Genomic DNA, 19,003 nt, shown 5'->3' with positions numbered 1-19,003 from the left:
CCCAGTGTGCGCGATCAATCCGCCGGGTCGCCAACCATGTCAGCGCTTGGTAATGATCGCGGAGACGAACCGGGGCACACCGCCGTACGACGGTGTGCCCCGGGGCGGGTGTCGCTACCGGGTCAGAAGCCCGGGCCGTGCTGGTGACCGTGGCCGTGGCCGTGCCCACCGGCGGCGGCCGGCTCGGCCTGCTCCGGCTTCTCCACCACGAGGCTCTCGGTGGTGAGCAGCAGACCGGCGATCGAGGCGGCGTTGGTGACCGCGTTGCGGGTCACCTTCACCGGGTCGATGATGCCGGCCTTGACCAGGTCGCCGTACTCGCCGGTGGCGGCGTCGAGGCCGTGGCCCCACTGCATGTCGGCGACCTTCTGCGTCACGACGTAGCCGTCGTGGCCGGCGTTCTGCGCGATCCAGCGCAGCGGCTCGACCAGCGCCTTGCGCACGATCGAGACGCCGACCTTCTCCTCGCCGGTGAAGCCCAGGTCGTCGTCGAGCACGGGAAGGATCTGCACCAGGGCGGCGCCGCCGCCGGGCACGGTGCCCTCCTCGACCGCGGCCTTGGTCGCCGCGATGGCGTCCTCGATGCGGTGCTTGCGCTCCTTCATCTCGACCTCGGTCGCCGCACCCACCTTGATCACGGCGATGCCGCCGGAGAGCTTCGCCAGCCGCTCGGCCAGCTTCTCCCGGTCCCAGTCGGAGTCGGAGGCCTCGATCTCCTTGCGGATCTGGGAGACCCGGTCGTCGACGTCGGCCTTCTGGCCGCCGCCGTCGACGATCGTGGTGTTCTCCTTGTCGACCACGACGCGCCGGGCGCTGCCGAGCACCTCCAGGCCGACCTGGTCGAGCTTGTAGCCCAGCTCCGGAGCGACCAGCTCGGCGCCGGTGGAGATCGCGATGTCCTGGAGCATGGCCTTGCGCCGGTCGCCGAAGCCCGGGGCCTTGACCGCGCAGACCTTGAGGGTCTTGCGCAGCGAGTTGACCACCAGGGTGGAGAGCGCCTGACCGTCCACGTCCTCGGCGATGATCAGCAGCGGCTTGCTGTTCTGCAGGACCTTCTCCAGCAGCGGCAGCAGCTCCTCGATCGCCGAGATCTTCTGGGTGGTGACCAGGATGTACGCGTCCTCCAGGACGGACTCCTGACCCTCCAGGTCGGTGACGAAGTTCGGCGAGATGAAGCCCTTGTCGAACTGGAGACCCTCGGTCACGTCCAGCTCGGTGGTGAGCATCGAGCCCTCCTCGACGGTGATGACACCGTCGCGGCCGACCCGCTCCATCGCCTCGGCGATCAGCTCGCCGATGGTGGCGTCCTGCGCCGAGATCGTCGCCACGTTCGCGATCGACTTCTTGTCAGCGACCTCAACGGCGCGGCCGAGCAGCGCCTCGGAGATCTTGGTGGCTGCCGCGTCGATGCCCCGCTTGAGGCCGGCCGGGTTGGTCCCGGCGGTCACGTTGCGCAGGCCCTCACGGACCATCGCCTGCGCCAGCACGGTCGCGGTGGTGGTCCCGTCGCCGGCGACGTCGTTGGTCTTGGTCGCCACCTCCTTGACCAGCTGCGCGCCGAGGTTCTCGTAGGGGTTGGTGAGCTCGATCTCCTTGGCGATGGTCACACCATCGTTGGTGATCGTCGGCGCACCGAATTTCTTGTCCAGGACGACGTTGCGCCCGCGCGGGCCGAGGGTGACCTTGACCGCGTCTGCGAGGGCGTTGACACCGTGCTCCAGCAGGTGCCGGGCGTCGTCCGAGAAGCTCAGGATCTTCGCCATGTATGTCCCTTCGAAGCGAAGCTGCCCCGGCCCGGCGAGCCGGACCGGGGCAGCGACACTGATCGGTTGCTTACTTCTCGATGACCGCGAGGACGTCGCGGGCGGAGAGCACCAGGTACTCCTCGCCGGCGTACTTGACCTCGGTGCCGCCGTACTTCGAGTAGAGGACGGTGTCGCCGACCTGCACGTCAACCGGAACCCGGTTGCCGTTGTCGTCGACGCGCCCCGGGCCCACAGCGAGGACGGTGCCCTCCTGCGGCTTCTCCTTGGCGGTGTCGGGGATCACGATGCCCGACGCCGTGGTGGTCTCAGCCTCGTTCGCCTGGACCACGATGCGGTCCTCGAGCGGCTTGATCGCAACCTTGGTCGCGGTAGTCACGGGCATACCCTCCTGGGGTACTACTGGTTTCGTTGCCGGCCAGCGGGGCTGACCAGCGTCAATCTGCCTCATGCCACCGGGCGGGGCCGTCGTCGCGGGTGCCGGTCCGCCTGGCGTGCGCACCCGGGTCGCGAGACCCGGAAGCTGGCACCCTCAGGGCGAGAGTGCTAATCGCAGGTTATTCCGTGGCTAGCACTCCGTCAAGGAGAGTGCCAGCGCGTCGCGCCCCGCCAGCCGGTATTTCCGCCTCGGCCGGGAGAATGGTGGGGTGGATCTCGATCAGCTGGCGGCGCTGCGTACCCCCGAGGGGTCGGCCGCGCTCACGGCGGCGGCCGAGCTGGCCGGCGGTGATCCACTGACGGCGGCGTCGGCGTTACGCGCCGGCGGGGTGCCGCCCGCGCTGGCCGCGGCGGCGCTCACCCAGGCCGAGCTGCGCCACCGGGCGGTCGGCAAGTTCGGCCCGGCCGCCGCCGGGATGTTCCTCACCCGCGCCGGGCTGGAGCAGGCCACCCGCCGGGTCGTCGCCGACCGCCGCGCCGAGCGGCTGCGCGCGGCCGGCGTGCGCACGCTGGCCGACCTCGGCTGCGGCCTCGGCGCCGACGCGCTCGCCGCCGCCCGCGCCGGCATCCGGGTGTACGGGGTGGAGGCCGACCCGGTGACCGCCGCGATGGCCGCCGCCAACGCCGCCGCCGCGGGGCTGGCCGAGCTGTTCACGGTCGAGTGCGGCGACGCCACCGCGTTCGACGTCTCCCGGGTCGACGGGGTCTTCTGTGACCCGGCCCGACGTACGAGCGGCACCGGTCGGCGGATCTTCGACCCGCGCGCCTACTCGCCACCGTGGGACTTCGTCACCGGGCTCGCGGAACGGGTGCCGCGCACGGTGGTGAAGGTGGCGCCGGGACTGGACCACGCGCTCATCCCGGCCGGCGCGGAGGCGGAGTGGGTCGGCGTGGACGGCGACCTGGTCGAGGCCGCGCTCTGGTGTGGCGACCTGGCCCAGGTGCCCCGCCGCGCCACGCTCTACCGGCAGGTGGGCGCCGAGACGCACCGTTTCCAGCTCACCGGCTCGGGCGCCACCGAGGCGCCGGTCGGGCCACCGCGCCGCTACCTGTACGACCCGGACCCGGCCGTGGTCCGCGCGCACCTCGTCGCCGAACTGGCCGACCAGCTGGACGCCACGCTGGGTGACCCGAGCATCGCCTACCTCTACGCCGACCGGCCGACGCCCACCCCGTACGCCCGGTGCCTGGAGATCACCGACGTGCTGCCGTTCTCGCTCAAGCGCCTGCGGGCACTGCTGCGGGAACGGCGGGTGGGCCGGGTGGAGATCCTCAAGCGGGGCTCCGCGCTCACCCCGGAGCAGTTGCGGCGGGATCTGCGGCTGGCCGGCGACCAGGCGGCGAGCCTGGTGCTCACCCGGATCGCCGGTGCCCCGACCGTGTTGGTCGGCCACCCGGTCCACTAGCGTCGTCGGTGTGGCGGGACAGGGCACTCCGGCGACGGCACTACTGGTCAAGCGTGGGATCGCGTATCGCACCCATCCGTACCGGGTCTCCCCGGACGTGCCGAACTACGGCGCGCTGGTCGCCGAGGCGCTCGGTGTGGCACCCGAGCGGGTGTTCAAGTCGCTGGTGACCGAGGTCGACGGCGCCCTGACCGTGGCGGTCGTCCCGGTCACCGGCGAGCTGGACCTCAAGGCGCTCGCGGCGGCGGTCGGCGGCAAGCGGGCGACGATGGCCGACCGGGCGGTCGCCGAGCGGGCCACCGGCTACGTGCGCGGCGGGATCAGCCCGCTCGGGCAGCGCCGGCGCCTGCCCACAGTGCTGGACGAATCCGCGCTGGATCTGCCGACGATCTACGTCTCGGCTGGTCGGCGCGGTCTGCAACTCGAACTGGCCGCAGCGGATCTGGTGGCGCTGACCGACGCCCGCGCCGCGCCGTTGCAGACCCACTGACGACAGTCGTTACGTCGACTCCCGCATGGCATACGCGGGGAGTAACAGTCGCGTTGCTGAATTGTTATCGCTTCCAACAAACTTGGCACCTGCGCGGTCTTGTGGGACCAGTGTGACGCGAAATACGTTGCCGGACACAACAAAACAACACCTCCCCCACCTCCGAAAGGACCCTGCACATGCGTAAGGGGATCCTCACCATCGCCGCCGTGGGCCTGCTCGCGACCGGCGGTTTGACCGCCTGCGGCGACGACTCCGGCTCCGACAAGGCCAGCTCCGCCAAGACCCCCAAGATCGGCGTCATCCTCCCGGACAGCAAGTCCTCCGTCCGCTGGGAGACCGCGGACCGTCGGTTCCTGGAGGAGGCGTTCAAGGCCGCCGGCGTCCAGTCCGACATCCAGAACGCCCAGAACGACAAGACCGCCTTCCAGACCATCGCCGACCAGATGATCACCGGCGGCGTCACCGTTCTGATGATCGTCAACCTGGACTCCGGCACCGGCAAGGCCGTGCTCGACAAGGCCAAGTCGCAGGGCGTCGCCACCATCGACTACGACCGGCTCACCCTGGGCGGCTCCGCCCAGTACTACGTCAGCTTCGACAACGAGACCGTCGGCAAGCTCCAGGGCGAGGGTCTGTCGAAGTGCCTGACTGAGAAGAACGCCAAGAACCCCGTCGTGGCGTACCTGAACGGCTCCCCCACCGACAACAACGCCACCCTGTTCAAGGCCGGCTACGACTCGGTGCTGAAGCCGAAGTTCGACTCCAAGGAGTACGTCAAGGGCCCCGAGGACGCCGTGCCGGCCTGGGACAACGCGCAGGCCACGACGATCTTCGAGCAGCAGCTCACCAAGGCCAATGGCAAGATCGACGGCGTGCTGGCCGCCAACGACGGTCTCGGCAACGCGGCCATCTCGATCCTGAGGAAGAACAAGCTCAACGGCAAGGTGCCGGTGACCGGCCAGGACGCCAGCACCGAGGGCCTGCAGAACATCCTCGCCGGTGACCAGTGCATGACCGTCTACAAGGCCGTCCGCGAAGAGGCGAAGGCCGCCTCCGACCTGGCCATCGCGCTCGCCAAGGGCGAGAAGAAGGACACCGGCCAGACGGTGAAGGACCCGGAGGGTGGCCGTGACGTCCCCTCGGTGCTGCTCACCCCGAAGGCCATCTACAAGGACAACGTCAAGGACGTCATCGCCGACGGCTACGTGACCAAGGAAGAGGTCTGCACCGCGGCGTACGCCAAGGCCTGCGCCGACGCCGGCATCAGCTGACCGACGCCGCAGTACCCGCCGGGACGACCATCGCCGCCCGGCACGGGAGCATCCTCCCGTGCCGGGCGGCGCCCGCCGGACGGGCCCCGACCCTCCCTTAAGAAGGAGACCCCGTGTCCGCGACCCCCCTGCTGGAACTTCGCGGGATCGACAAGAGCTTCGGTCCCGTCCAGGTGCTCCGCGACGTCGCCCTGACCGTCCACCCGGGCGAAGTGACCGCACTGGTCGGCGACAACGGCGCCGGCAAGTCGACCCTGGTGAAGTGCATCAGCGGCATCTACCCCACCGACGCCGGCGAGGTCCTGTTCAACGGCGAACAGGTGCACATCGGCAGTCCCCGCGACGCCGCCGCCCTCGGCATCGAGGTCGTCTACCAGGATCTCGCGCTCTGCGACAACCTGGACATCGTGCAGAACATGTTCCTCGGGCGGGAGAAGCACAGCGGCATCGTCCTGGACGAGCCGACCATGGAACAGCTCGCCGCCGAGACTCTGGCGGGGCTCTCCATCCGCACCGTCACGTCGCTTCGTCAGCACGTGTCCAGCCTCTCCGGCGGTCAGCGCCAGACCGTGGCCATCGCCAAGGCGGTGCTGTGGAACAGCAAGCTCGTCATCCTGGACGAGCCGACCGCGGCGCTCGGTGTGGCACAGACCGCCCAGGTCCTCGAACTGGTCCGTCGCCTCGCCGACAACGGCCTGGCCGTGGTGCTCATCTCGCACAACATGAACGACGTCTTCGCCGTCTCCGACCGGATCGCCGCGCTGTACCTCGGCCAGATGGTCGCCCAGGTGAAGACCACCGACATCACCCACGCCCAGGTGGTTGAGCTGATCACCGCCGGGCGCTCGGGAGGCCTCGGCCTCGCCACCGACCCGGGCAGCAACGGCGACGGCCCGGAGCCGGCCGACTCGATCTCAGGAGGCGTCCGATGACCACCACCGCCGCCGTGCGGAAGGACGGCCCCGCAGCCGTCACACCGCCGCCGACCGTCGGGAGCCACGTCCGCAACTACCTCAGCCGGGTACGCGGCGGCGACGTCGGCGCGTTACCGGCGGTGCTCGGCCTGGTCGTGCTCTGCACCGTCTTCGCGATCATGCGGCCGTCGTCGTTCCTGTCGGCGGGCAACTTCGCCAACCTCTTCACCCAGGGTGCGGCGGTCACGCTGATCGCGATGGGTCTGGTCTTCGTACTGCTGCTCGGCGAGATCGACCTCTCCGCCGGCTTCGCCAGCGGCGTCTGCGCGGCCGTGCTGGCCAATGTGGTCACCGTGCTCGGGTACCCCTGGTGGGTCGCCGTGCTGGCCGCGGTCGCCACCGGTGTGCTCATCGGCACCAGCCTCGGCCTGCTCGTCGCGAAGATCGGCATTCCGTCCTTCGTGGTCACCCTCGCCGGCTTCCTCGCCTTCCAGGGCATCGTGCTGCTGCTCGTGAAGGAGGGCACCAACATCTCGGTCCGCGACGAGGTGCTGGTCGCCATCGCCAACCGCAACCTCGCCCCCGCGCTGGGCTGGGCGCTGACCGCCCTCGCGGTCGTCGGCTACGCGGCGGTGCAGTTGCTGCGACACCGCAACCGCGTGGCCCGTGGCCTGATCACCGACCCGCTCGCGGTGGTGGCGCTCCGGATCGGCGTGCTCGCCGTCATCCTCGGCACGGCGGTGTACGTCCTCAACCTGGAGCGCAGCCGCAACGTGCTGATCGTCTCGCTCAAGGGTGTGCCGATCGTGGTGCCGGTCATCGCGGTGCTGCTGATCATCTGGACGTTCGTACTCCAACGCACCAGCTACGGCCGGCACATCTACGCCGTCGGCGGCAACCGGGAAGCGGCCCGCCGGGCCGGCATCGAGGTCGACCGGATCCGGATCTCGGTCTTCGTCATCTGCTCGTCCATGGCCGCCATCGGTGGCATCGTCGCCGCCAGCCGGGCCAACTCGGTCGACCCGAACACGGGGGGCAGTAACGTACTGCTCTACGCGGTCGGCGCGGCGGTGATCGGCGGCACCAGCCTCTTCGGCGGCAAGGGTCGCGTCCTCGACGCCGTCCTGGGAGGCGCGGTGGTCGCGGTCATCGAAAACGGAATGGGCCTGATGGGGTACAGCGCGGGAGTCAAGTACGTGGTCACCGGTGTCGTGCTGCTGCTCGCGGCCAGCGTCGACGCCCTCTCCCGCCGCCGCGCGGCAGCCACCGGCACCCGCTGACCGCGCGGGAGGTAGCACCAGCATGCGCCCGGCACCCAGCCAGGAGGAGGTCCGGCGGCAGAATCTCGGGGCCCTGCTGCGGCACGTGCACGTCCACGGGGCGACCACCCGCGCCGAACTCACCACCACCCTGGGGCTGAACCGGAGCACCATCGGCGCGCTCACCGCCGACCTGGCCGGCGTCGGACTGGTCAGCGAGGGGACACCGAAGGAGACCGGCCGGGCCGGACGGCCGTCACTGGTCGTCCGGCCCGAGTCGGCCCGGGTGTACGCGTACGCGTACTCCGTCGAGGTGGACCGGCTGCGCGCCGCCCGGGTCGGCCTGGGCGGCGCGGTGCTGGACCGCCGGGAGCTGGACCGACCGCGCGGGCTGCTGGCCGCCGAGGCCGCGCCGCTGCTCGCCGGTGCGGTCAAGGAGATGCAGCAGGCGGTGCCCGCCGACGCGATCTGCGTCGGCACCGGCGTCGCGGTCTGCGGGATGGTCCGCCGCGAGGACGGCCTGGTCCGGCTCGGCCCCACCACGGGCTGGGTGGACGAGCCGATCGGCGCCGCGCTCGGCGCCGAACTGGGCCTCGACGTGCCGGTCACGGTCGGCAACGTGGCCGACGTGGCGGCGTTCGCCGAGCACGCCCGGGGGGTCGCGGCCGGCTGCGACAACGTCATCTACCTGTACGGCGACGTCGGCGTCGGCGCCGGCATCATCGCCGGCGGGCGTCGACTCACCGGACACGGCGGGTACGGCGGCGAGGTCGGCCACATGAAGGTGGTCCGTGACGGCATGCCCTGCGAGTGCGGCGCCCGGGGTTGCTGGGAGACCGAGATCGGCGAGCACGGCCTGCTCCGCGCGGCCGGACGATCCGACGCCCGGGGCCGCGACGCGCTGCTGGCCGTCTTCGACGCCGCCGACCGGGGAGACGCCCGCGCCCAGACGGCGGTCCGCAAGGCCGGTGACTGGCTGGGCTTCGGGGTGGCCAACCTGGTGAACGTCTTCAACCCCGAGATGGTCATCTTCGGCGGCACCATGCGGGACCTTTACCTCGCCGCGGCGGCCCAGATCCGCAGTCGACTCAACTCCAACGCCCTCGGCGCCTGCCTGGAACACGTCCGGTTGCGCACCCCCAAACTGGGCGAGGACGCGCCCCTGATCGGCGCCGCCGAACTGGCCTTCGAACGGCTCCTCGCCGACCCCCTCGACGTGGGCTGACCCGCGTACCCTGTCCGGCGTGGATGTCGAGCTGCGCGCCTCCGACGACGACCGCCACCGGGTGGTCGCCGAGCTGCACCGGCACACCACCGAGGGCCGGCTCACGCTGGACGAGTTCTCCGAGCGGGCCGGCGCGGTCTGGGCCTCCCGTACCCTCGGTGACCTGGCCGCGCTGACCCGCGACCTGCCGGCCCTGCCCGACCCCGCCGCCGCGACGGCCGGCGGCGGTGACCCGATCGGGCACGGCCGCCGGGAGCTGCTGGTGCTCTTCGCCGTCGCCGCGCTCACGCTGCTGCTGCTCGGCGGCTTCCTCGCCGTCACCCGCTGATCCGCGTCGCGCCGAGGGCTTCGGCTCGTCCACCGCACGCATTTCCACCGGGCGCGCGGATGAACTGATCGGGCGATCAGTCCGTACCAGTGGGCGGACGGGCGGCCGGCAGGGTGCGGCTGCCCGGTCCAGACGCGTTTCGGTCCGGACCGAGGAGGCACCACAGACATGGCACCGCTCAGATCCGCCCGTCGTCGGCCGGGCAACCGGATGCACCGCGCGGCGATGTTGCTCATCGCGATCGTCGCGGGGGTCGGTGTCCTGCCCGGAGTGGCCATTGCCGCCCCCTCCGGCGGGCAGCAGCTCAACGCCGCCGACATGACACTGCTCAACGGTGTGCGGTTGGCCGGGCTGTGGGAGATGCCCGCCGGTCAGATGGCCGCCGAGAAGGGACAGTCGGCGAAGGTACGGGAGATCGGCGCGGCCATCGCCGGCGAGCACCAGAAGCTCGACCAGCTCGTCGTGGACGCCGCCAACAAGCTCGGCGCGTCCATCCCCACCGAGCCGACCGCCGAGCAGAAGGGTTGGCTGTCGGAGATGCAGAACGCCTCCGGCGCCCGGTTCGACCAGATCTTCGTGACCCGGCTCCGCGTGGCCCACGGCAAGATCTTCCCGGTGATCGGCGCGGTGCGTGCCAGCACCCGCGACGCGACAGTTCGTAAGCTCTGCGAGGACGCCAACGCCTTCGTGCAGCACCACATGCAGATGCTGGAGTCCACCGGACTGGTCCGGTGGCCCGAACTGCCGCCGGCCGCGCTGCCCGCCCCCGGCAAGGACGGCCTGCTCGCCGCCGCCGGAGCGAACGCCGGCCCACAGGTCGGAGTCAGCAGCACAGTCGTCTGGCTGGTCTTCCTCGCCGCGCTCGGCACCGGCGGGATCGCCACCTACCGGATGCTGCGCCGCAGCTGACCACCCGTGGAGGTGGCCCCCGTCAGCGGTCCACCTGGGTGAAATCCCAGGAGTGCGGGGCGCGGGCCACCAGCAGGGCGGGTGGATCGGGCAGCGGACGCGGGCTGCTGCGCCACTTGGAGATGACCACGACACGGTGGTCGGTGGAGGAGAAGACCTCGCTCGACACGTGCAGAGGGTCGTGCTCCAACTCGGGCAGGGCGGTGTCGCACACCCAGGTGATCAGGTCGGCGACGCCGTACGCCTCGGCGCGCGCCTCCCACATCCGCACGATCATCTCCGGTGCCCCCGTCACACGCTGACCGTTGTCAACGGCAGCGCCGAGTCGGCCGGCAGGTCCAGCCGGCTCGGCGCGACCCCGGCGGCGACCAGGTGCGATCCGAGCGCGGCCACCATCGCCCCGTTGTCGGTGCACAGCTTCGGCCGGGGCACCCGCACCCGGATGCCGTACTTCTCGGCCCGCTGCTCGGCCAGCGCCCGCAGCCGGGAGTTCGCCGCCACTCCACCGCCGATCACCAGCGTCTCGATCCCCTGCGCCCGGCAGGCGGCGAGCGCCTTGCTGGTCAGGACGTCGCAGACCGCCTCCTGAAAGGACGCGGCGACGTCGGCCACCGGCACCGGCTCGCCGGCGCGCTGCCGCGCCTCGACCCAGCGGGCCACCGCCGTCTTCAGCCCGGAGAACGAGAAGTCGTACCGGTGGGCGGCGAGATCCTTGGCGGCGGTGAGGCCACGCGGGAACGCGATCGAGGCGGCGTCACCGGCGCGGGCCTCCCGGTCGATGGGCGGGCCGCCCGGGAACGGCAACCCCAGCAGTCGGGCGACCTTGTCGAACGCCTCACCGGCCGCGTCGTCGATGGTGGCGCCGAGCGGGGTGACGCCCCGGGCCAGGTCATCGACCAGCAGCAGGGACGAGTGCCCGCCGGAGACCAGCAGCGCGATCGCGGGTTCCGGGAGCGGGCCGTGCTCAAGCGTGTCCACCGCGACGTGCGCGGCGAGGTGGTTGACGCCGTACACCGGCTTCTCGGCCGCCAGCGCGTACCCCTTGGCGGCGGCGACGCCGACGAGCAGCGCGCCGGCCAGCCCGGGCCCGGAGGTGACCGCGATGGCGTCGATGTCGGCCAGGGTGACACCGGCCTCGGTCAGCGCCCGCTGCATGGTCGGCACGATGGCTTCCAGGTGGGCCCGGCTGGCCACCTCGGGCACCACGCCGCCGAAGCGGGCGTGCTCCTCGACGCTGGACGCGAGCGCGTCGGCCAGCAGGGTGTGCCCGCGTACGATGCCGACGCCGGTCTCGTCGCACGAGGTCTCGATGCCCAGGATCAGCGGTTCGTCAGCCATGGTCGTGTGGTCCGTCCCCGGTCGGCTCGGCGTCGCGCCGCATGACCAGCGCGTCGGTGTTGCTCGGTTGGTAGTAGCCGCGACGCACCCCGATCGGCTCGAACCCGTACATCGCGTAGAGCCGCTGGGCGGCCACGTTGTCCACGGCGACCTCCAGCAGGGTGCTGCGGGCGTCACGTCGGGCCGCCTCGGCGAGCAGCTCCTCCAGCAGGACACGCCCGACACCGCGCCGCTGGACGTCCCGGCGGACCGCGATGACCTGCACCCACACCTCGTCCGGTGGGGCTCCGGCGAGCCCGGCATAGCCGAGCAGGGTGCCGTCGGTGTCGGTGGCGACCCGATAGTGGTGCCTGTTGGCCAGCTCGTTCCAGAACATCGCCGGCGACCAGTGTTCCGCGCCGAAGAGGTCCACCTCGATGGGCATCGCCTCGTCGATGTGCCACCAGCGGAACGGGTCCAGCCGTACCGTCGTGCTCACGGCAGGACCGATTTGCGGCCGGTGGCCGCCACGGCGTCCGGACGGCGCAGGTAGAGCGGGGTGAGCCGCTCGCCGGGTGCGCCGGCCCGGATCCGCTCGGCGGCGAGCTGCGCCAGCACGGTGGCCTCCGGGTAGCGCGGCTCGACCCGGACCGGCAGGTCCAGGGCTTCGGCGTACCGGTGTGCCCCGTCGCCGACCGCGACCGTCGCCCCCAGTTCCCGGGCGCGCGCGGCGGCCACCGCCGGGGCGGACACCTCGGGCCCGACGATCCGCTGACCGGCGCCGTCGTAGACGGCCCAGTACAGCTCCTTGCGGCGGGCGTCGCTGGCGGCCAGCACCGGCTCGCCGGCCGCCGCCGGGTAGCCGATGCCGTCCAGGGAGCAGACGCCGTACGTCGGGACGCCGAGCACCTGCCCCATCGTGGCGGCGGTGACCAGGCCGACCCGCAGCCCGGTGAACGGCCCCGGGCCGAGGCCGGCGACGATGGCGCCCAGGTCACGCGGGCGCGCTCCGACGTCGGCGAGGACCGCGTCGACCTGGGGCGCGAGCAGTTCACCGTGCGCGCGGGCGTCGACCGTGCACCGGTGCGCCCGGGACGTCACGCCGTCCGCCGAGATCTCCACCAACGCTGCGGTCACCGCGGGGGTAGAGCTGTCCACCACGAGTACGAGCACGGTTAGCCAGCCTAGCGGCCCCGCCACCGCCGCCCGGCCACGCCCCGCCCCCTGCCTGCGCCCAGGGTCAGCCACTCACTCCTGGACGCCCTGGCACCCTGGGTGCCGGCCCCTCAAGCCCGGCCACTCAAGCCCGGCCACTCAAGCCCGGCCACTCAAGCCCGGCCACTCAGGCTGGGCCGCTCAAGCCCGGCCGCCTGTCATCCTCGGCCGCCTGGGCCGCTCTAAGCGGGTCGTCCTGGCCGTTCCGACTGTCGTCATGGCCACTCCGGCCGTTCAGGCCGTCGAGCAGGGCTGTCGCTATCGCCCGCATCGGCCGCCTTGGCCGTCTTGGCCGCTCTCACCGTTCTGGCCGTTCTCAGTCGACCTGTGCGGACGCCACCGCTCGGCCGGAGGCCACTTGCGGTGAGAAACGGTATACCTGTGAGTCATATTTATGACCCACAGGAATACCGCTCATCAGGGAATTGCCCACCCGACGGCGCCGGGTCGCCGGGATCTCGGACCCAGGCCACGCAGTCGTGAATCCGGCTCAGCGGTTTCTCCTCGGCCGTGCCCGGTCCACCATGTCGGCATGCCGCCCACGCGCCTCGCCACCCTGCTCGGCAGGGCTGTCCGCCAGCAACGGCACCTGCGCGACCTGACCCAGTCCGAGTTGGCAGAGGCGGCGGGGGTCACCCAGGCGGCTGTTGCCCGGATCGAGAGCGGCAGCCGCGCCGCGAGCCTTGCGGTGCTGGAGCGCTTGTTCGCCGCGATGGACGTGCAGATGGTGGTCGAGGTCGAGCCGCTGGACGCGCACCTCGACGCCCGCATCGACGAACTGGCCGCCCGGCCGATCGCCCAACGCATCGACGAGCTGGGCCTGGATGAGACGCTGGACCGACTCACCGACTTTCCGCAGGTGCTCACCGGCGGCACGGCGGCCCTGTTGCAGGGCGCGCCGGTGCCGGTGGACGCCGTGGAGATCGCCCTGCGCTGGCAGGACTCGAAACGGTTCACCGGCTGGCTGAAGGCGAACTACGGCCAGCGGTGGAACGCCCGGTGGGGCGAGTTCGGCGGGGTGTGGCTGGAGCCAGAGGAGCCGGGCGAGCACCGTTGGTCGACCCGGTACGGCGAGATCAGGGCGACCATGTGCGACGAGCTGCCCGAGACGATCGAGGTGCGCCACGGCGGGCGCGACTATCGGGTGGTGCCGCTGGTCGAGCTGGAGCTGACCGAGCCGCGGGCCGCCGAATTACTGCGCCGCTACCGGGCGCGGCAACTCGCTGCCGAGGGCTGACCCGCGCCGCGCGGCGAAGGGCCACGCGGTCTCGCCAGGCGGCACAGCCCGCACCACAACAACAAGCTGGCGACGCGGCCCACGCCGCAGAGCCGGCGACGCGGCCCGCGCCGTAGGGATCAGCCCGCGGTGCGCTCCCAGTCGATGGTGGGCCGGCCAGCGTCGGCGAGCGCCTTGTTGGCCGCGCTGAACGGGCGACTGCCGAGGAAGCCGCGCGGGTTCATCGGGCTGGGGTGGCCAGCCTCCAGCACCACGTGCTGCGGGTTGGTAACCAGGGCCGCCTTCTTGCGCGCGTAGCCGCCCCAGAGCAGGAAGACCACCCGGTCCGGTGCGGCGTTCAGCGCCCGGATCGTGGCGTCGGTGAACTCCTCCCAGCCCGAGTTGGCGTGCGAACCCGGCGTGGCCTGGCGCACCGTCAGCACCGCGTTGAGCAGCAGCACGCCCTGCGCGGCCCAGCCGTCGAGGTTGCCGCTGCGCGGCTTGGCCACGCCCACGTCCTCGCCCAGTTCCTTGAAGACGTTGCGCAGCGACGGCGGCATCGCCACCCCCTCGCGGACGCTGAAGCTCAACCCGTGGGCCTGCCCGGCGCGGTGATAGGGATCCTGCCCGAGGATCAGCACCCGGGTGCTCTGCGGCGGGCAGAGCCGGTAGGCCGAGAAGAGATCGTCCAACGGCGGGAAGACGGTCTGCGTCGCGTACTCCCGGGCGACGAACTCGGCCAGCGCGGCGGTGCGGGCCGGATCGAGGTGCGGGGTGAGCACGGCACGCCACTGTTCCGGCAGCAGTGCCAGCAGATCCAGGGCGGGGGCGTCGTCGGGCATCAGGAACCTCTTCCAGCGCGGGTCGGTCCCCGCACTCTAGGCACCGGGTCCGACAACGCCGCGCCGACACGGGCCCTAACTCAGCTCGGCGAGCCGTCGGGCCCAGTCGCCACCGACCGGCTCCAGCTCGACGATCCGGGTGTCGTCGTCGCGGCGGTCGATACGGACCCGCAGGTGCGCGTCGACCAACTGCTCCACCAGGCCCTCGCCCCACTCCACCACGGTCACCGACTCGTCCACCGAGGCGTCCAGATCCAGGTCGTCGATCTCGGCACGCGGGTCGCTGGCGGCGCCCAGCCGGTACGCGTCGGCGTGCACCAGGGCCACCCGGCCACCCCGGGCCGGGTCGGGCCGGTGCACGCGGGCGATCACGAACGTCGGCGAGGTGACGTCGCCGAGAACGTGGAGCCCCACGCCGACGCCCTGGGTGAGCGCGGTCTTGCCGGCCCCCAGCGGACCGGTCAACAGCACCAGGTCACCGGCCCGCAGCAGCCTGGCCAGCCGGCGACCGAACTCCCGAGTGTCCTCGACGGTCGGCAGTTTGACGACGAAACTCACCGGTCCTCCATGCTCTCCAGTGACTCGAGGAACCGCGCCAGCGCGGCGTTGACCTCGTCGGCGTGCTCCAGCATCACCACGTGACCGCTGTCTTTGATCTTGATGAACTCGGCGTGTGGCAACCGCCGGACGATCTCCTCCGAGTGTGTCACCGGAGTGATCATGTCCTTGTCGCCGACGACCACCAGCACCGGCGCGTTCGCCAACGCGGCCAGCGCCGGGAAGCGCGAGTGCGTGGCAAGCGTCCGCAGGTAGCGGGTCACCGTGTCGGCGGAGGTCCGGGAGTTCATCGTCTCCACGTACGAAACGAGCGCCGGGCTGGGCTTGCGGGTGCCGAAGCCGTACTTGCGGGTGAGCAGCCAGGCCACGTTGGACGTGGACTTGCGGGCCTTGTCGATCACCGGGCCGCCGTACCGGGTGGCGTTGCTGACCATGTAGAGCACCGGCCCGCCGACCCGGCCGAGCAGCGCCGGCGCGACCAGCTTGGTCTCCGCGATCAACCCGCCCGAGGTGGCCATCAGCACGGTGCCCACCACCCGGTCACCGAACAGCTCCGGAAACAGCTCGGCGAACGCCATGATGGTCATGCCGCCCATCGAGTGGCCGACCAGCACCAGCGGCCCCTCCGGGGCGGTCCGGTCGATCACCTGGCGCAGAGTCCGGCCGAGCACCGCCAGGTCGTACTCCCCGGTCTCCAACCGGCCGGACCGGCCGTGACCGGGCTGGTCGTACGCGACGACACGGTAGTCGCCGCGCGCGGCGAGCATCCGGCGCTGGAAGTGGAAGGTGCCCATGTCCAGGCAGAAGCCGTGCACCAGCACCACCGTCGGGTGCCCCGGCACCGGGCGGGTCGGCTCGACCACCTCGACGTGGATGTCGGTGCCGTCCGGCAGCTCCAGCCGGAACGCGTCGTCGTACCGCTGCTCGCCGAACCTCTCGTGCGCGTAGCGGTCGGCCGGGTCGGCCTTGAGCCGGCGGACCAGGGTGCGTTCGGTCGCGACGCCGGCGGCCAGGCCGGCCGCCGCCACTCCGACCGCGGCGCCGACCAGGCCGGCGACCCGGCCGGCGGCGGTCCGCGGCCGCGGGATGCGGTACGTCACGGCGTCACCTTTGTTCGCGACTGCGGGGCTCGCAACCCCGGCTCACTCCTCGCGCTCACGGCGAGCGCTCGCCGTCGTAGACGCGCGGCACCCGCGTGCTGCCGAACCGGGTGACGATCTCGTAGTTGATCGTGCCGACCGCCTCGGCCCAGTCGTCGGCCGTCGGCTCGCCGTCGGCACCGCTGCCGAACAGGGTCGCCACGTCGCCGTCGGCCACCGGGTCGTCACCACAGTCGATCACGAACTGGTCCATGCAGACGCGCCCGGAGATCGTCCGCCGCGCACCGGCGAGCTGCACCGGCCCGGTGTTGGACGCGTGCCGGGGCACACCGTCGGCGTACCCGAGGGGCACCACGGCGAGATTCGCGTCGGCCTCGGTCGTGTAGGTGTGCCCGTACGAGACGCCGGTGCCGGCGGGCACCCGCTTGGTGAGCATCACCCGGGCCCGCGCGGTCATCGCCGGCCGCAGCCCGTACGTCTCGCCGGCCACCGGGGACAGACCGTAGACGGCCAGCCCGGGGCGAACCAGGTCGAAGTGGGTGTCCGGGCGGGTCAGGGTGGCCGCCGAGTTGGCCAGGTGCCGCCAGCGGGGGCGCAGCCCGGCCTGCTCGACCATGGCCAGCCCCTCGTGGAAGACGGCGAGCTGCCGGTCCGTGGTCGGATGGCCGGGCATGTCCGCGTACACGAAATGGCTCCACACGCCGACCACCTCGACCAGGCCGTCGGCCTGGGCCTTCGCGGCGGCGTCGAGCAGCGCCGGCCAGTCGGCGACGGTGGCGCCGCCCCGGGACAGCCCCGTGTCGATCTTCAGGTGCAGTCGGGCCGGGCGTCCGGCACGCCGGCTCGCCTCGATCATCTCGTCCAGTTGCGGCAGGCTGGCGGCGGCGAGGTCCACCCCGGCGCCGACCCCCTCGTGCAGCGGCAGCCCCGGCGCGAGCAACCACGCCAGCACCGGCGCGGTGATCCCGGCCCGACGCAGCGTGAGCGCCTCGTCGAGGGTGCACACGCCGAGCCAGTCGGCCCCCGCGTCCAGCGCCGCGCGGGCGGACGGGATCATCCCGTGGCCGTACCCGTCGCCCTTGACCACCGCCATCAGCTCGGCGGTGGTGCCGGAGCGGAGCCGGCTCACGTTCTCGCGGATCGCATCAAGATCGACGCGTACCTCGGCCTGCCACATACGCCCAGCCTACTTTCCGCCCTGATCCGGGTGGGCGGCGACGCACGGCCCGGCCCGCCGAGCCGGCCAACCGGCCCCGAACAGCGACGATCAGCCCAGCCGGGCGACGACCGGGCGCAGGGCGGTCGCCACGTCGGGCGCGGTCACCGGGCCGCCGCGGGCCGCCTCCCGACCGGCGAGCCCATGCAGGTACGCGGCCGAGGCCGCCGCCCGGTCCGCCGGCACCCCGGCCGCCAGGAGCGAGCCGAGCAGCCCGGCCAGCACGTCGCCGGTGCCGCCGGTGGCCAGCGCCGGGGTGCCGGTCGGGTTGACGTACGCCCGGCCGTCCGGCGTGCCGATCACCGTGCGGTCCCCCTTGAGCAGCACCACCGCGTTCATCCAGGCGGCCAGCCGCAGCGCGGCCCCGACCCGGTCGGCGCCGGGCTCCTCCCCGCACAGCCGGGTGAACTCCCGGTCGTGCGGGGTGACCACGATCGGCGCGTCCCGGCCGCGCAGCCGGTCGGCGAGCGAGCCGTCCACAAGCAGGGTCAACGCGTCCGCGTCGAGCACCACCGGCACCGGGGCGGCCAGGACGGCCCGCAGCTCGGCCGCCGCGTCGTCGCCGGTGCCCAGCCCCGAGCCGCACACCCAGGCCTGCACCCGGCCGGCGTCGGCGACCCGCCCGGTGGCGATCACCGAGGGGTGCTGGTGCAGCACCTCGGCCCGAGCGCCGCCGGCGTAGCGGACCAGCCCTGTCGGCCCGGCGAGCGCCCCGCCGACGGAGAGCACAGCCGCGCCCGGGTACGTCGCCGAGCCGGTCGCCACCCCGACCACACCCCGGGTGTACTTCTCCGACGCCGCGCCCAGCTGCGGCCACCACTGCACGAGGTCGGACCATTCGGTGACCCGCAGCGCGGGAGTGCCCCGCAGCCAGGGCCGCAGCCCGATGTCGACCAGCTCCACGTGCCCGGCCAGGACGGCTGCCGGTCCGACGACCAGGGCGGGCTTCAACGCGCCGAAGGCCACCGTCACGTCGGCGCGGACCGCGGCGGGCCGGCCGGACGCGACCAGCGGCACGTGCCCGGTGTCCACCGCCACCCCGCTCGGCACGTCCACGGCCAGCACGGTGGCCCGAGCGCCGTCGCGCCCGCGCAGGTCGTCGAGGCGCTGGACCACCTCGTCCGCGCTCGCCCGCAGCCCGCCCGCGCCACCGATCCCGACGATGCCGTCGAGGACCAGGTCGACGGGGCCGGCCGGGCGGTCGACCAGCCGGCCACCGGCGGCGCGCAGCGCGGCCAGCCCCGCGGGGTGCGCCCGCCCCGGGCTGAGCAGCAGGGCGGACACCTCGACGCCCCGGCGGGCCAACCGTTCCCCGGCGTAGAGGGCGTCACCGCCGTTGTCGCCGGAGCCGACGAGCAGCAGCACCCGGCCGCCGTACACCCCGCCCCGCTCGGCGAGCAGCAGAGCGGCCCGGCGGGCCAACCCGGCGGCGGCCCGCTGCATCAGCGTGCCCTCCGGCAGTGTGCCCTTCAGCCCCGCCTCTGCTGCCCGTACGTCGGCCGCCCGCCACACCGCTCTCATGTCACCGTGCCC

The 19,003-nt window shown here is 72.5% G+C and carries 20 protein-coding genes; 9 read left to right on the top strand and 11 right to left on the bottom strand.

All coding sequences use genetic code 11. The annotated features are described in order from the left end of the window. Positions 1-122: 122 nt before the first annotated feature. A complete protein-coding gene (gene groL, locus ACFYPR_RS03110; protein ID WP_355068452.1) occupies positions 123-1,763 on the bottom strand; it encodes a chaperonin GroEL in 1,641 nt (546 codons plus the stop codon). Between the two features lie 70 nt (positions 1,764-1,833). Then, positions 1,834-2,148, bottom strand: coding sequence for a co-chaperone GroES (gene groES, locus ACFYPR_RS03105; protein ID WP_030330046.1), 315 nt, complete (start codon positions 2,146-2,148; stop codon positions 1,834-1,836). Between the two features lie 262 nt (positions 2,149-2,410). On the opposite strand from groES, the gene ACFYPR_RS03100 reads away from it, so the two are divergent. The 8 genes from ACFYPR_RS03100 (at position 2,411) to ACFYPR_RS03065 (ending at position 10,006) form a co-directional block, all read left to right on the top strand. After that, a complete protein-coding gene (locus tag ACFYPR_RS03100; RefSeq protein ID WP_387258434.1) occupies positions 2,411-3,607 on the top strand; it encodes a methyltransferase domain-containing protein in 1,197 nt (398 codons plus the stop codon). Between the two features lie 10 nt (positions 3,608-3,617). Continuing rightward, positions 3,618-4,097, top strand: a complete 480-nt coding sequence (ybaK, locus tag ACFYPR_RS03095; protein ID WP_387258432.1) for a Cys-tRNA(Pro) deacylase — start codon at positions 3,618-3,620, stop codon at positions 4,095-4,097. A 179-nt stretch (positions 4,098-4,276) separates the two neighbouring features. Further along, complete coding sequence (locus ACFYPR_RS03090; RefSeq protein WP_355139150.1) at positions 4,277-5,371, top strand: substrate-binding domain-containing protein; 1,095 nt, start codon at positions 4,277-4,279, stop codon at positions 5,369-5,371. Positions 5,372-5,484: 113 nt separating this feature from the next. Further along, positions 5,485-6,303, top strand: a complete 819-nt coding sequence (locus ACFYPR_RS03085; protein ID WP_354855346.1) for an ATP-binding cassette domain-containing protein — start codon at positions 5,485-5,487, stop codon at positions 6,301-6,303. Continuing rightward, complete coding sequence (locus ACFYPR_RS03080) at positions 6,300-7,565, top strand: ABC transporter permease (protein WP_354855345.1); 1,266 nt, start codon at positions 6,300-6,302, stop codon at positions 7,563-7,565. The genes ACFYPR_RS03085 and ACFYPR_RS03080 overlap by 4 nt, the downstream gene beginning before the upstream one ends. Before the next feature lie 22 nt (positions 7,566-7,587). After that, the gene (locus ACFYPR_RS03075) at positions 7,588-8,769 is read left to right on the top strand and encodes an ROK family protein (protein WP_354855344.1); all 1,182 of its coding nucleotides are present in this window, start codon (positions 7,588-7,590) and stop codon (positions 8,767-8,769) included. A gap of 19 nt (positions 8,770-8,788) precedes the next feature. Continuing rightward, positions 8,789-9,097: a DUF1707 domain-containing protein gene (locus ACFYPR_RS03070; protein ID WP_354855343.1), complete on the top strand. Its 309-nt coding sequence runs from the start codon at positions 8,789-8,791 to the stop codon at positions 9,095-9,097. A 168-nt stretch (positions 9,098-9,265) separates the two neighbouring features. After that, positions 9,266-10,006, top strand: coding sequence for a DUF4142 domain-containing protein (locus ACFYPR_RS03065; RefSeq protein WP_354855342.1), 741 nt, complete (start codon positions 9,266-9,268; stop codon positions 10,004-10,006). Positions 10,007-10,028: 22 nt separating this feature from the next. On the opposite strand, the gene ACFYPR_RS03060 is transcribed toward ACFYPR_RS03065, so the two are convergent. From ACFYPR_RS03060 to tsaB, 4 genes are read right to left on the bottom strand one after another with little or no spacing between them, the layout of a single operon-like run. After that, complete coding sequence (locus ACFYPR_RS03060; protein WP_039906914.1) at positions 10,029-10,283, bottom strand: hypothetical protein; 255 nt, start codon at positions 10,281-10,283, stop codon at positions 10,029-10,031. Positions 10,284-10,297: 14 nt separating this feature from the next. Next, positions 10,298-11,344, bottom strand: a complete 1,047-nt coding sequence (tsaD, locus tag ACFYPR_RS03055) for a tRNA (adenosine(37)-N6)-threonylcarbamoyltransferase complex transferase subunit TsaD (protein ID WP_007465128.1) — start codon at positions 11,342-11,344, stop codon at positions 10,298-10,300. Next, entirely contained in the window at positions 11,337-11,822 is a 486-nt protein-coding gene (gene rimI, locus ACFYPR_RS03050; RefSeq protein ID WP_354855341.1) for a ribosomal protein S18-alanine N-acetyltransferase, read from the bottom strand. The genes tsaD and rimI overlap by 8 nt, the downstream gene beginning before the upstream one ends. Next, positions 11,819-12,496 (bottom strand): tRNA (adenosine(37)-N6)-threonylcarbamoyltransferase complex dimerization subunit type 1 TsaB, encoded by a 678-nt coding sequence (gene tsaB, locus ACFYPR_RS03045; RefSeq protein WP_355068247.1) that lies wholly within the window; start codon positions 12,494-12,496, stop codon positions 11,819-11,821. The genes rimI and tsaB overlap by 4 nt, the downstream gene beginning before the upstream one ends. Positions 12,497-13,070: 574 nt before the next feature. Here tsaB and ACFYPR_RS03040 point away from each other — a divergent pair. Then, a complete protein-coding gene (locus tag ACFYPR_RS03040; RefSeq protein ID WP_354855339.1) occupies positions 13,071-13,775 on the top strand; it encodes a helix-turn-helix transcriptional regulator in 705 nt (234 codons plus the stop codon). A gap of 119 nt (positions 13,776-13,894) precedes the next feature. Here ACFYPR_RS03040 and ung read toward each other — a convergent pair whose 3' ends face one another. The 5 genes from ung to ACFYPR_RS03015 all read right to left on the bottom strand — a co-directional run bounded on the left by ung (position 13,895) and on the right by ACFYPR_RS03015 (position 18,991). Next, positions 13,895-14,596, bottom strand: coding sequence for a uracil-DNA glycosylase (ung, locus tag ACFYPR_RS03035; RefSeq protein WP_387258429.1), 702 nt, complete (start codon positions 14,594-14,596; stop codon positions 13,895-13,897). A gap of 75 nt (positions 14,597-14,671) precedes the next feature. Next, positions 14,672-15,154 (bottom strand): tRNA (adenosine(37)-N6)-threonylcarbamoyltransferase complex ATPase subunit type 1 TsaE, encoded by a 483-nt coding sequence (tsaE, locus tag ACFYPR_RS03030; protein WP_354855337.1) that lies wholly within the window; start codon positions 15,152-15,154, stop codon positions 14,672-14,674. Then, on the bottom strand, positions 15,151-16,254 hold the full coding sequence (locus ACFYPR_RS03025) for an alpha/beta hydrolase (protein WP_355068243.1): 1,104 nt from the start codon (positions 16,252-16,254) through the stop codon (positions 15,151-15,153). Before ACFYPR_RS03025 ends, tsaE begins: the two co-directional genes overlap by 4 nt. A 55-nt stretch (positions 16,255-16,309) precedes the next feature. Beyond that, positions 16,310-17,431, bottom strand: a complete 1,122-nt coding sequence (alr, locus tag ACFYPR_RS03020) for an alanine racemase (RefSeq protein WP_354855335.1) — start codon at positions 17,429-17,431, stop codon at positions 16,310-16,312. A 90-nt stretch (positions 17,432-17,521) separates the two neighbouring features. Continuing rightward, complete coding sequence (locus ACFYPR_RS03015; RefSeq protein WP_387258427.1) at positions 17,522-18,991, bottom strand: NAD(P)H-hydrate dehydratase; 1,470 nt, start codon at positions 18,989-18,991, stop codon at positions 17,522-17,524. Positions 18,992-19,003 lie beyond the last annotated feature (12 nt).

This window comes from Micromonospora sp. NPDC005254 (assembly GCF_042872525.1).
Taxonomy (GTDB): domain Bacteria; phylum Actinomycetota; class Actinomycetes; order Mycobacteriales; family Micromonosporaceae; genus Micromonospora.
This window is presented reverse-complemented; position numbering and strand designations above follow the sequence as displayed.

Coding starts and splice junctions, on each gene's coding strand:
- ACFYPR_RS03040 (WP_354855339.1), top strand. CDS start 13,071: ATGCCGCCCACGCGCCTCGCCACCCTGCTCGGCAGGGCTGTCCGCCAG.
- alr (WP_354855335.1), bottom strand. CDS start 17,431: ATGTGGCAGGCCGAGGTACGCGTCGATCTTGATGCGATCCGCGAGAAC.
- ACFYPR_RS03075 (WP_354855344.1), top strand. CDS start 7,588: ATGCGCCCGGCACCCAGCCAGGAGGAGGTCCGGCGGCAGAATCTCGGG.
- tsaD (WP_007465128.1), bottom strand. CDS start 11,344: ATGGCTGACGAACCGCTGATCCTGGGCATCGAGACCTCGTGCGACGAG.
- groES (WP_030330046.1), bottom strand. CDS start 2,148: ATGCCCGTGACTACCGCGACCAAGGTTGCGATCAAGCCGCTCGAGGAC.
- ACFYPR_RS03080 (WP_354855345.1), top strand. CDS start 6,300: ATGACCACCACCGCCGCCGTGCGGAAGGACGGCCCCGCAGCCGTCACA.
- ACFYPR_RS03065 (WP_354855342.1), top strand. CDS start 9,266: ATGGCACCGCTCAGATCCGCCCGTCGTCGGCCGGGCAACCGGATGCAC.
- ACFYPR_RS03015 (WP_387258427.1), bottom strand. CDS start 18,991: ATGAGAGCGGTGTGGCGGGCGGCCGACGTACGGGCAGCAGAGGCGGGG.
- groL (WP_355068452.1), bottom strand. CDS start 1,763: ATGGCGAAGATCCTGAGCTTCTCGGACGACGCCCGGCACCTGCTGGAG.
- ACFYPR_RS03090 (WP_355139150.1), top strand. CDS start 4,277: ATGCGTAAGGGGATCCTCACCATCGCCGCCGTGGGCCTGCTCGCGACC.
- ung (WP_387258429.1), bottom strand. CDS start 14,596: ATGCCCGACGACGCCCCCGCCCTGGATCTGCTGGCACTGCTGCCGGAA.
- ACFYPR_RS03060 (WP_039906914.1), bottom strand. CDS start 10,283: ATGATCGTGCGGATGTGGGAGGCGCGCGCCGAGGCGTACGGCGTCGCC.